2 protein-coding genes are annotated in these 14936 nt (G+C 37.4%); both read left to right on the forward strand.

Translation table 11 applies throughout. The annotated features are described in order from the left end of the window. The first annotated feature begins 18 nt into the window (after window positions 1-18). Entirely contained in the window at window positions 19-13827 is a 13809-nt protein-coding gene (locus ICJ85_RS00790; RefSeq protein ID WP_188221866.1) for a T9SS type B sorting domain-containing protein, read from the forward strand. Window positions 13828-13864: 37 nt separating this feature from the next. Next, a complete protein-coding gene (locus tag ICJ85_RS00795; RefSeq protein ID WP_188222454.1) occupies window positions 13865-14842 on the forward strand; it encodes a PorP/SprF family type IX secretion system membrane protein in 978 nt (325 codons plus the stop codon). Window positions 14843-14936: the final 94 nt, after the last annotated feature.

Here is a 14936-nt window from a genome sequence, read left to right on the forward strand (position 1 = left end):
GATAAAAAACTAACCGCCATGAAAAAAACTACTTATTTAAAAACAACTTTGGTTGTTTTATTCTTATTGCTGTCCTATTGCGGTATAGCCCAAACATACAAAGCGTTTTCCGTTAGGGAAAAGGTTGATGTTCGTGGGAGTATGCTTGTTATAGGTAATAATATTTTAGGACAAAATGATAATGATTTCTATGATGATAAAGCCAATAATCAGGATTTCAATATGCAATATATTGATATCGATAGTGATGCCTCTACGTTTAGTTCGAGTAGTGCCGATTTAATTTTATCAGATCATCAAGATGGAAGCTCAACCGATTGTTATCGTGTTGTGTTTGCGGGACTGTATTGGAGTGCTATGCTTAAAGATGATGAGACAAGATCTAGTATTTCTAATGTTAAATTAAAATTACCTAATAGTTCGACATATACCGATATCTCTGGTGAAATTGTATATGATGCAATTGTAAATCCTATTTCAGCCTTTAATAACGAGCCAGCTAATACTCCTTATGCTTGTTTTGCTGATGTAACTGATATCCTGTCTAGTTTAGGAGATATTGAAGGAACTTATACTCTCGCAAATGTTGTGTCTAGTGAAGGTACAAACAACTCAACAGGTTTAAGTGCAGGATGGTCTTTAATAGTAATTTACGAAGATCCTGTTTTACATACAAAATCATTCACCCTTTTTGATGGATTTAGTCATTTATATAAAGGACACCAGGAAACTATTCCTGTAACAGGGTTCAGAACTCCGTCAATGGGAGATATTGATTTACAATTTGCTTATGGGGCTTTAGATGGCGATAAAACCCAAAAAGCAAATAAATTAGAAATTAATGGAAAAGAAGTTTCGACTCCATTGCGAGGACCAGCAAATAATTTCTTCAATTCTGTAGTTGAAAATACGAATGGAGTATCTCATCCTAGAAACCCCGAAGGAGACAATACTCTAGGTTATGATACTGGGTTCTTAGAAATTTTGCATGCAAATCCTGAATACATTGATAATGATGTAACTTCTGCAGATTTTAGATTACAGGTAGCCAATGGACAGGCCGATCCTATTTATGCATTTTTTAGTGCGTTTGCTGTGGATATTTTTTCACCAGATATTGAACTGATTAAAACCGTAGTGGATACTGGCGGAGATGATATTGATGGAGATGATGTGTATTTAGGCCAGCAATTATTCTATGAAATTTCGTATCAGAGCGTTGGTAACGATAATGTTACTAATTTCACAATAAAAGATGTACTTCCAGATAATATTGTTTTTGATCCTGCAGATGTTGACTTAACCAACGCAGGGGGGGCTACAATACAGTCTTATGATCCTGTAACGAGAACTATTGTTTTTGCGATACCTGATGGATCAGTGGAAGTTAACGATCCACAATTCACGATAAGAATTCCAGTACGAATTGTCCCTAATTGTTACGATTTAAGTCAGGCTTGTTCTAATGAAATTAAGAATCAAGCTTTTGGTACTTATACAGGTGTTATAAGTGGTACTGTTGTTGTAGATGAGGGTAGTTTTGCTACCGAAGAATGTTTGGGGGTGCCTGGTTCAACCAACTTTTTAGTTGATATTTCTAATTGTACCTTTGAAAAAACGGAGATTTTATGTGGTGAAAGTGTTGTTTTAACAGCAGCCGATGGTTACGATAGTTATTCATGGTCTACAGACCCATCAGGAACTCCGGTTGTAGGTACAGGACAAACCTATACTGCTACGGGAACAGGCACATATTATGTACAAAATACAACTTCATCTACCTGTATTTCTATTCAGGAAACCATTAATGTTATTCCTTACGGAAACACCATAACAAACCCAATTATTCCTTACGCAGATTTATTGCCTATCTGTCCTAATGATGGTAAGGTACTACCTTATATTTTCTTATGTGGGGCTAACGATGTTCGTAATATTCAAACAGGTATAAGTGATGCGGTATCAATTAGCTGGCAACAGTTAGATGAATCCAGTTGTGATGAAATGTTAGTTGATGACTGTGCTAACGAAAATGAATCTTGTACCTGGAATGAAGTTGGTTCAGGACCAGATTTTCTTGTAGACGATGCTGGACAATTCAGAATTGTGATTAACTACCCAGGTGGGTGTTTTAGTATTTTTTATTTCAATGTGTATCAGAACCTATTAGATCCAACTATTACGGCCAAAGATATTATTTGTACAACGCCCGGTCAGGTAACTGTTGGCGGTGTACCGTCTGGATATGAGTACAGTTTAGATCCTAGCGGACCATGGCAATCGTCTAATGTATTTGAAATAAATACACCAGATTATTATACAGTTTATATCCGTCAGGTTGAAGTAGAAACTAATCCTTGTATTTTCCAGACACCAAGTATTTATGTACGTAACCGAGAGGCAGATGTAACTGAATTTGTTACGCAACCTACCTGTAACGGAGATAAAGGAACCATAAAGCTTGCGGTTAACGATGCGTTGCCTCAATATTCATATAGCTTATCCTTAAACGGAACAGTGATTAATAGCGTAGGTCCGATTATGGATAGTGATTATACATTCGATAATCTTAATCCAGGAACTTATACCTATAATATTACAACAGATGATGGTTGTGTATTTACGGGTGATATTGAAATAATAAATCCACCAGTATTAACAGTTACTTCTGCCATAACTAAGGCTTTAACTTGTACTGATGGTGAAATTACAGTATATCCAGTTGGAGGAACCCCTCCTTATCAGTATTATGTAAATGGTAATACCATTTCTCAGGATTCTCCAGTGATTGCTGCACCAACACCAGGAACATACGATATTACAGTAATTGATTTTAATGGGTGTTCGGCTTCAACAACGCAAACTATAGAAGGTATATTACCGCCTGAATTTACAGTGGAACAAATCAATATTTTATGTAATGGCGAAAATTCAGGAAGTATAACTTTTAGCGTGACTAATGCGAATGGTTATAGTATTAGTTATAGCATCGATAATGGAAATACTTTTACATCAAATCCGGAATTTTACAACCTTACAGCTGGTATATATCAAACGCTTATCGAGTATACCTTAGATGGAGAAGAGTGTTTTAGTGTGACTGAAGATATTGTCATTACAGAAACAGATTATCCTTTAAGTGCTTCGGCAGGGGTGTCTCAATTAGCAGGTTGTGGTCCAAATGGTGAAGGTCGTGTGCGTGTTACAAACCCAACAGGAGGAACGCCACCTTACGAGTATAGTTTCGATAACCAAGCATCTTGGACTTCAGATAATGAAGCATGGGTAGCTCCTGGGACCTATACTATTTATATGCGTGATGCTAATGGCTGTATTTATGCAATGCCTGGAATTATTATCGATCCGGAACCAGTACCACCGTCAATTAGTATTTCAGATGTGGATTATAACTGTGATGGAACGGGTAATACAACCGTTGTGGTAAACAATACAGGATCAGATTCGTATTCTTACGGTTATTTATTGGATGGTGTTGAAAATCCGAATTTAGCAGATCCTCAAACCTTCCTAAATGTATCCGAAGGTAGTCATACTATTAGTGTGACTTATAAATTAGAAACCGTACCTACATATAGTAACTTATTATTTGAAAGCTTTGGTTCAGGTGGAGATGTCACCTCACCGGGAATTAATCCGAATTTTTGTTTCGAAAGACAGGTTGAAGCAACAAAATGTAACGGTGATAGATTATTTGGTAACGGGGAATATACGGTTACGAATGAATTACGTAACAATCCTTATAGCGGATGGTGGAGTCCGAGAGACCATACTACTGGAAGCATTCCTGGAAGATTCCTGGCGGTTGATGCTGGTTTTGCAATTCCAGATAATGCGGTAGTTTACAGAAAACCAATTACCGATATCATTCCGAATCAACCAATTCAGGTGCGTTTCTTTGCAACTAACTTATTAAAAGTGGGGAATACACAACCAGATGCATCTCTTACGGTGGAGTTACAGGATAGTAATGGAGTGGCTCTATCGTCTCAATCAATAGGAGGTATACCTAAAACAAACGGTTGGGTAGAGTTCAACGAAACTATAGATCCAGGAAATAATACAGCTTTAGATTTTGTTTTACGATTAGAAATAGCTCAGGTTAACGGAATAGACTTTGCTGTAGACGATATTGAAGTATATCAGTTACCAGTAACTTGTATTACTCAGGAAGATTTTCCATTTATTATAGAATCAGGTCAGGCATTTTCTGCAGGTATTGTATCCACAAGTAACGTAAGTTGTGCAAGTGCAGGTGATGGAAGTATCACTATAGCGGCTCAAAATTTCGATGAAACAAATGGTTATCAGTATTCTATTGATGGTGGTTCAACATGGATTACGACAACAACATCTCCTTTAACCATTTCAAATTTAACCGAAGGAACTTACGATATTGTTGTGCGTTATGATGCCTCATCAGATGGTGTTTGTGATGCAACATTGCAAGCTGAAATTACTGCGCCAACATCGTTAAGTGTGTCGGCAACCACAACACCAGTAACTTGTTTAGATGGGTCAACTGTTACAGTTACAGCAACAGGAGGAACTGCAGCATATACATACGAACTAGTTGATGCAACTTCAAATGTAACGCCATTCCCAGCGACCGGTATTTTAACTAATGTTGCAGCAGGCGATTATACGATTAGAGCAACCGATGCTAACGGATGTACTGCGACAACAACAATAAGTTTAACAGCTCCAACAGCTCCAACAGCTTCAATTGTTAATGCCGATTATTGTTACGATACGGCTAACGGAGCGACTTTAGAGGTTGCTGCTTCTGGAGGACAAACACCTTATGAATATAGTGTAAACGGTGGAGCTTTTCAATCAAGTCCTGTTTTCAGCGATCTAACTCCTGGTGATTATGAGTTTATCGTAAGAGATGCTTACGGATGTGAATCTGCTTTAATAGCTGAAACAATTGCTGCTCAGGTTAATATTTCAGCTGAAATCACAAAAGAATTAGATTGTACAGTATCGCCTGACGCCGTAATTTCGGGAACTATTTCTGAAGGGTATTCGCCATATACAGTAACTTTAATTCAAGGTTCTGGTACTGTAAATTTATCAGGAAACACGTTTACCTTAACTACAGGTGTTGCTGGAACCTACCAATTCCAGGTAACTGATGCAAACGGATGTACTGCTGTATCGAATGTGATTACTGTGAATCCTATCGAAAACCCGACAGCGACAACAACAGTAGTTAATGCCTTATGTAATGGTAGCAGCGATGGTTCGGTTCAAATTGTACCTTCTGGAGGAGTAGGACCTTATACTTTTAATTTTAACGGATTAGGTTTCTCAACAACGTCCTTATATACAGGATTAGCGGCTGGAACTTATAATTATCAGGTTCAGGATGCTAATGAATGTACTTTTGATGGAACCGTAACAATAACAGAGCCTTCTATTTTAGATATAACGGCTTCAGCAACAGCATTTAGTTGTGATGATAATAATATAGCTGAATCTTCAACGGTAACGATTGTTGTGCCAACAACAGGAACAGCTCCATATACCTATAGTTTTAACGGTTCGGCTTATACTGCTTCAAATACATTTGAAGTAAATGATAATGGTTCAGATCAAACCATAACATATTCTGTTCAGGATGCTAATGGATGTACTGCTGATGGTTCATTAACTATTTCAGCGTTAAATCCACCAACCGATTTAGATTTTTCGGCAACTACTGTAACTTGCGATAATGAAACAGCAAGCATAACAATAACAGCAACTAATGGAGTAGGAACGTTAGAATACGAAACTATAGCGCCTTCACAAGAAATTATTGGAAAGCAAAGCTCGAATGTGTTTTCAGATTTAGAACCAGGCACCTATATATTCAGGGTAACTGATGCGAATGGGTGTTATTATACAGAATCGTTTGTAGTTCCTCCCGTAACACCAATTGCCATGACCGCTCTGAAATTAAGAGATGTGTTATGTTTTGGAGGAAACGATGGTGCTGCCCAATTTGAAGTATTTAACGCAACGAATTTCACGTATACAGTAACGGGAGGAACAGCAACAGTTACAGGTTCTGTAATTAATTTAACAGATTTAGCTGCTGGAACATATAGCGTTACTGTAACAGATACAGATACAGGATGTACAGCTACCGAAAGTGTAACTATCAATGAACCAACTGCTGCTGTTAGTGCAACAGCCTTGGCAACTAATATTACTTGTAATATTTCAGAATCTCAAATTACTATTACAGCAACAGGAGGAACTCCTAATTATAGTTATGCTGCTGTAGCTCAAGGGACAACGGTCACTGATTTTGATTACGGAAGTAGTAATGTTATTACTGTAGATACAGCGATAGATGGTTTAGTTTTTGATGTTTATATAAAAGATCAAAACAACTGTACATTACCAACGCCAATAGTGGTAAATATAGAACAAGATGAATTACCAACAGTTACTGCACCAACGGTAGATAATCAGTGTGATGTGTCTTCTGGATTTACTTTTGAAGTTAATGCAACAGGAGTAACGCCGTTATCATACAGTATTAACGGAGGCACTTCATATCAGTCAAGCCCAATTTTTACTGTTAATGCGGCAGGTAATTATACAGTTACCGTTAGAGATGCTAATGGATGTATTGTAACAGCCGACACCTCTACAGATGTGTTTGAACCTATTACCGTTGATGTATTATTAACTAAAGATTTAACCTGTTCGACACCTGCTGAAGCCACTATTGAAGGAACAATTTCAGGTGGTAATGCACCTTATAATGTCACATTCATTCAAGGAAGTGGAACAATTAATGTTAGCGGAAATACTTTTGATTTGTCAACTTCAACTTTTGGTGATTATCAGTTTTTAATTACCGATGCTAACGGTTGTACTCAACAAACAGGTGTAATTACTGTAACAGAACCAATAACAGTAACAGCATCAGTAACATCGGGAGACCCTAGTTGTAATGGTGATCTTCAAGGATACATTCAGCTAACAGCTTTAACAGGAGAAGCGCCATATCAGTATAGTATTGACGACGGAGTAACATTCGTAGATTCTAATATTTTTACTGAAGTAGCAGGAGGCACTTATGATTATGTGGTTAGAGACAGTAAAGGGTGTGAAGCCACAGGTCAGGTTACAATTGTTGAGCCACCAGTAATTGACTTTAATTTAGCCAAATTGGATATTACTTGTGACACTAGCGGAGGAGGAACAAGTTTAGGTGAAATTACAGTTGAAAATGTATCAGGAGGAACATTACCATTAACATACTATATAACCAATAATTTTGGAGATGTTATTGCAGGAAATCCATACTCAGCATCAGCAAGAGAAGATTATACCTTTGAAATTATAAACTATGGTATTTATACTATTAATGTGGTTGATGCTAATGGTTGTAATTTAGAAAAACAAATTACAATAGCTTCACCTCCAGAAGATTTAGAGATTGATGTGACGACCGTTTCGTCAGATTGTACAAATGGAGGTACAGCAACTGTTGAAGCTCTGTCTTCGGTTTCTGGTTCTGAATATGAATTTGCAATTTTAGAGTTTAATACTGTTCCATATGCATCTGCAGGTTCATGGTTAGATCCAGATGTTGTTGGAGGAAACATTAGAACATTTACAAATTTAACACCAGGTGTGGTATATACATTTGTTGTACACGACAAGACCACTGGATGTTATTTTGTTAAAGCAGCAGATACCCCTATATTATCAGCTTCACCTTTAACATCTGTAGTGACTCCTAATAATATTTCTTGTGTAGGTGCTGCCGATGGAAGCGTAACATTTACAATTGATAATTTTGATAGTTTAACGACTTCTGTAGACTATGAAATTTTTAGAGCATATAGCAACGTTTCTGTTATAGCAAGTACAAATGTATCTGTAACCCCAGGAACTCCAGAAACAATTACAGCTCCAATACCTGGTTCATTATCCATAGGTCAATATTACATAGTTTTTACAGAAAACGGAACAGGTTCTTTTGACGGTTGTGAATCAGCTTCAGAAATTTTTGAAATCAAAGAATCATCTGTGGCATTAGAGTTCCAAGCTCAAGTTCTTAAAAATGAAAATTGTAATGAGTTAGGTGTTTTAAGAGCTACTGGAAGTTTCGGTACCACACCGTACCAATATCAAGTGGTGGTTGCAGGAGGTTCTTTAAATGATGCAGATTGGGTGTCTACTAACATTTTTGAAAGGGCTGAAGGTCTTTACGATGTTCATGTTCGTGATGCTTATGGTTGTGTTGTTACAGAAGCGAATGTTCAAATTATTAAAGACGCCGAACCAATAATCGATCCAGTAGCTCAGGACTGTTGGAATGGTGAGCCATTTACTGTGACTTTAGATGGAACGACTTTTAACGGAAATCGCACTTATAATGTAAATGGAGGTGCTTATCAAACAAGTGCCGATTTTACAATTTCAGCAGCGGGTACTTATACTTTCAATATTAAAGATGATAACGGATGTATAGATCCAACAACCCTTGTGGTTAATCCGCCTGTAGTATTAGATGCAATTTTAAGTTTAGATTTAACTTGTGACGACGATGCTGTTATTAATTTATCGGCATCAGGAGGTTCTGGCACCTATACTTATGAAATATTATCTCCGGTTTCTGCAGTTGGAAATATTTCAGGAGCAACATCTGGAATATTTACAGGATTGAATGAAGCAGGAACTTATATCTTTAGAGTAACAGACGATCAAGGATGTGAGGCGGTATCAAATCCAGTAGAGGTAACACCTACTACAACACCAACATTAACCACTCAGGTATTTGATGTGACTTGTAATGGTGGGGCTGATGGAAGTATTATTGTAACAGCAGCCAATGGTATTTCGCCTTATGAATATAGAAAAAGTGATGATGGCGGTTCAACTTGGGATGCTTGGCAAACCTCAAATGTATTTGATGGTTTAGCTGAAGGCACTTACACTATACAGGTAAGAGATAGTAAAAGTTGTGAGTCTCTTCCTGTTGATGTACCGGTTGATGCCCCTGATGTAGTTGTAGCTGATGCACAAGTTACAACAACGTTAAGTTGTGGAGAAGGAAATGCAACGTCCCCAGCAGAAGTTACCGTAACAGCAACCGGAGGTTCAGGTTCTTATTTATATAGTTTTGATGGAGGTTTAAATTATTCAACATCAAATACATATAGAACGTATAATCCAGGAACAGTAACAGCTTTGGTGAAAGATACCAACGGTTGTACTGCCGCAAGTTCTGCAACTACAGATATTGAACCATTAAGTGTTCCTACGGATTTAGATTTTGTTCCAACAGATATAACCTGTATAACAACGACGGCTTCAGTTACCTTAACGGCAACTAATGGTGTAGCACCATTGAAATACAGTATTATTTCACCAGCATCCGAAACTACAAATATTTCAGGTGAAGATTCAGGTGAGTTTACAGGATTATTGCCAGGAACTTATGTATTTACAGTTACCGACGCAAATGGATGTTCTTACACAGAAGCTTATACAATTAACCCTGTAACGAATATTACAGTTTCAGGTCAGTTAATAAATGATGTCTTATGTACAGGTAGTTCTGATGGGGCTGTAGAGTTTATCGTTGGTAATTTCTCAGGAACTTACAGTTATACCATTAATGGAGGAACAGCAATTACAGGACAAACTAATACAACGATTGGTATCACTGGAGTTTCAGCTGGAGATCAAACTATTATAGTGACTGATGATGTTACAGGTTGTACAGATACCATTTCAGTAACAGTAGGAGAGCCAACGGCAGTAGCCTTAGCTGAAATAGATAATATTAATGCAAATTGTAATTTCGGTGCGCAAGTAACAGTCGAAGCAACAGGAGGTACATTGCCTTACGAGTATGCATTTATTATTAATGGTTCTGCTCCAATTGATGCAGATTATAGCAATAGTGCATCTGCAGTTTTAGATCCAACAATAAGTACAGATTGGGATGTTTGGGTAAGAGATGCGAATGGGTGTACAGATATGATTGATGTCACTATTATAACCGACCCGCTACCAACAGTGACAGTACCAACTATTTCAGATAATCAATGTAATTTAAATGGAGATCCGTTTACATTTACAGTAACTAATCCAACAGGAATAGAGCCATTTAGTTATTCTATTGGTGCTGGATTCCAAACCAGTCCAACGTTTACGGTGTCTACACCTGGTACTTATCAAGTAACGGTTAAAGATGGAAATGGATGTACAATAACAATGCCTACACCAATTGAAATTTATCCAACTTTAGATTTAAATGTTGCTGTAACGACATTACCAAGTTGTGATACTGCAGATGGAGTGATTACTGTAACAGGAGCGGGAGGTTCAGGAAATTACAGCTATGCTATCGATTATGCAGGAGCGACTGTTTCTGGAAATGAAATTTCAGGTATTCCTTCAGGTTCGTATACAGTTACAATCACTGATGTGGATACGGGATGTACTAATACAGCACCTATTACTTTAGATGCGCCGACACCAGTTACCTTTACACCAATACCAACCGATGTAACCTGTAACGGAGGTAGTGATGGAATGATTACAGTTGATTTACCATCAACTAACGATAACCCGATCTATACATACGAGATTATAGCTCCAATTACGGTTGGACCTCAAACTTCAAATGTATTTACAGGATTAGCACCAGAAACTTATACTGTTCGTGTAACTTCAGGAAGAAATTGTATCGCTGAACAAGATGTTGTTATTGGTGAACCAGATGCTATTGTAGTACCAAATCCTACAGTGGTAGAGTATACTTGTGCTCCGGATACTAATGCAGCAAACTTTGCTTCAATTACAGTTTCGGGTGTTACGGGTGGTTCTAACAATTATGGGATTTATGAATTCTATAGAGATGGAGCTTTAGTTCAGTCTGGTGCAAATAATGTGTATAATGAAGCCGATTTCTCTGGCGGAAATTACACCATCAATGTATACGACGAAAATGGATGTTCTGGAACAACAACTGCAATTATTGCGCCTTATATAGAATTAGAGGACATCAATATCGCAATTGATAATGCAATCACTTGTGTTAACGATGAAGATATTACAGTATCGGCAACAACTACTGGAACAGCAAATTTACAATATACTGTTGAAGGTGTTGATGTGTCATACAACCAAACGAATACAATAGGAATCTTTACAGGTTTAGCAGTAGGTAACTACATTATTACTGTTGAAAACTTAGATACAGGATGTAGTTTACAAACCGTACACTATGTAATTGATCCTAATACGTTTGAATTAGATATTGAAAGTATTACCGATGTAACCTGTTTTAGTGATAACGACGGAAGTGTAACCTTAACCTTAGTAGATCGTGTACCAACACCAACCGATGAAGCTGGTCCGTTTACTTATGATGTGTTAGATGCTTCAGGAGCTTCAGTACAAACGGGAGCTTCGGCTAATGCAGGTCCGTTAACCATTACTGGATTAGTATCAGGAACGTATACCATTAATGCGACATTAACTAATGCACCTTTCTGTACCGTGTCAACAAATGTGACCATTACAGCTCCGACTGCACCATTAGAAATACAAACGTCTCACACCGATATTACATGTATTGGTGCGGATGGAACGATTTCTGCGAGTGGTTCTGGTGGATGGCCTGGTGATTATGAGTATCAGTTAGAGTTAGGTGGAACTGTCGTTTCAGCGTTCAGCAGCACCTATTATTTCGAAGGGTTATCAGCTGGAATTTATACAGTAAGCGTAAGAGATAGTCAAGGGTGTATTGCTTCGGAAACAGTTGAGTTAATCGATCCGCTACCAATAGATGCAACGGTTACACCAAGTACAACTATGTTATCTTGTTTTGATGATAGAACAGCAAGCATTACAGTAACCAATGTCTTAGGTGGTCAGGGAGGCAATTATACATATACCTTAAATGCCTTATCACCTGTTGTAAGTTCGTCAGGACCTCAAACATCTAACGTGTTTACAGGTTTAGGAGCAGGAACGTATAACGTGACTGTTTCAGATGGATTTACTTGTGAAACTATTTTTGCAGATATCGTTATTGCTCAACCAGAACAAATGGAGGCTAGCTTAGTGAAAGCTTCTGCACAAACGTGTACGGTTGATGCCACATTAACATTAAGTGCAACGGGTGGAACAGGAACTTATGAATATAGTTCAGATGAATCATTTGCAACAGTATTAGGTTCATTTACCACAGAGACAACATTCTCTGTGGCTCCGGGAACCTATCAATATTATGTGAGAGATGCTAACGGATGTACTTCTGTGGTATCAAACGATATTGTAGTTGAAGAACTTCCTGAATTGATAGTAAATTTAGATACAACTAATGCAACGATTAATTGTGCAGGAGATACTACCGGAGTTATTGTAGCAGAAGCGACAGGTGGTTTAGGAAACTATGTGTACACGCTACAAGACGCTGCGGGTAATGACATTCTAACAGCGGTTCAGGATACTCCTGGAGTATTCACCGAATTACCTATTGGAACCTATCAAGTGCATGTAGAAAGTGGAGATTGTTTAGCGACATCAGCGCAGGTTGTTATTACGGAACCTAATTTACCATTAGAAGTTGAGTTCGATGTTACCGATGTAACCTGTAATGGTAGTAACGATGGTATTTTAGAAATCACAGCAACTGGAGGAAGTGGTATCATCAAGTATGCGATTTCACCACAAATGAATCAGTTCTTTGATGAACCAATTTTCGATAATCTTGCGCCTGGTGATTACCAAGGTTTAGTTCAGGATCAGTTAGGTTGTTATGTGTTATTCGATTTTACAATTGCGCAACCAGATCCTCAGTTTGTAACTATTGTACCTAATTCATTAATTCCGGTATTATGTGATGGTGATATGAATGGAGAATTCAGTATCGAAATTACAGGAGGTACACAACCTTATAGTGTGGCTCTAGATGATATCAACGGCGAGTATGTTCAAGGAGCTGATAGGCAAACACTATTTACATTCTCTAACTTATCTGGTGAAGATCATGTTGTTTATGTAACCGATAGTGAGGGATGTCAGTCGGAATGGAATATTGAATTCCCAGATCCTGTGAAAATTGATCCAGTAGCGGTATTAGAGTATGGTTGTGAAAACAATATTTCTACCAATATGGTTACGGTTTATGTTGATGAAACCATGACAGACCCTACCCAGTTAGAATATTCATTAGATGGCGGACCTTACCAAACAAGTAACATATTTGTAAATGTTCCAGCAGGTATTGGTCATTACATAGACGTGAGACATACTAACGGATGTACGAAGCAAACAGATTTATTTGATATTGAAGCTTACGAACCTTTACAGTTTGCTATCCAAGAAGGAGAAACCATCAATACCATAGAAGCCATGGCAATCGGAGGTACTGGTGAATATGAGTTCTTCTTAAACGGCGAGTCTTATGGTAGTGAGAGTACATTTATTTATTATGAGTCTGGTAATTACACGGTAACTGTTGTCGATAGCAATGGTTGTACTTTGGAGGCATCAGGGTATTTTGAATATATCGATGTTTGTATCCCTAATTACTTTACACCTAATGGCGATGGTACTTTAGACGAATGGGGACCTGGATGTACGGAACAATACAAAGATTTAACGTTTGATATTTATGACCGTTATGGTCGAGTAGTGGCTAAATTAAAAGCCGGACAAAAATGGGATGGTAGATATAACGGCGAAGAATTACCAACGGGTGATTACTGGTTTGTTGTGAAACTTAACGATCCTAAAGACGATAGAGATTTTGTTGGACACTTTACCCTTTACAGATAATTAGTGGTTTATGGCTGTTAATATTAAATTTACGATGATGCGAAAACTAATCATATATATCTTATTCTTGACTATAACAACCAGTTATAGTCAAGAGTTAAACCTGCCAGTGTTTACACAGTATTTGGCAGATAACAATTTTGTGGTGTCTCCAACATTTGCCGGTATTGGCGATAATTTAAAAATCAGAGCGAACGGATTAACCCAGTGGGTTGGGATTAAAGGAGCTCCCGATAACCAATCGGTGTATGCCGATTTCAGAATAGCTGATCGTTCGGGGGTTGGAGTGTCTTTTTACAATGATAAAAATGGTAATACACTACAAACTGGAGCTAAGTTTTCATTTGCGCACCACCTTATTTTAGATTATTATTCAAAACAATATTTATCATTAGGTATTTCGTATAACATTAATAATTTCAGAATTGACATCGATAACTTTAATACGGGATATGAAAACCCTGTAGTAGATCCGTTTATTACAGATGATAGAAGAACATCGAATAATAACTTTGATGTAGGTGCATTGTATAGAAACCATGGCTTTTATTTAAGTTTTAATGTGAACAACTTATTACCTAAAAACTTTAATGAAGCGATTAGGCAAATGGAGCCACGATTACTTTTAAACTATCAGATTTACTCCGGCTATACCTTTAGAGGGCCTAAAAAAAGTGGTTTAGAGTTTGAACCATCGGTGTTTTATCAAATGTTTAGTAGTGATAAGCGTTCAAGTACCGACCTTAACTTTAAGTTTAGAAAGTATAATAGGTATGAAGATTATTTTTGGGGTGGAATTTCTTATCGCTTCCTAAATGATCAGTTCTTAAAGCCTTTAAATATTGGACCAATGGTAGGATTCAAAAAATCGATCTTCTATTTTGGTTATGCGTATCAGGTAACAACAAACGGACTTTCAGGCTATAACTCAGGAACGCATGTGGTAACCATAGGATTAGAATTTTTACAAGGGATTAGTAACTGTCCGTGTACACAAAGTCCTGTTCATAATTAAAGTGATATTTATGCTTTAAAACCAATGTGTTGTATTATTTTTGCAACTTCAAAATATTAATATTTAGTAAACCTCAGTTTAAAACTGAGGTTTA

The organism is Aestuariibaculum marinum (genome assembly GCF_014596975.1).
Classification (GTDB): domain Bacteria; phylum Bacteroidota; class Bacteroidia; order Flavobacteriales; family Flavobacteriaceae; genus Aestuariibaculum; species Aestuariibaculum marinum.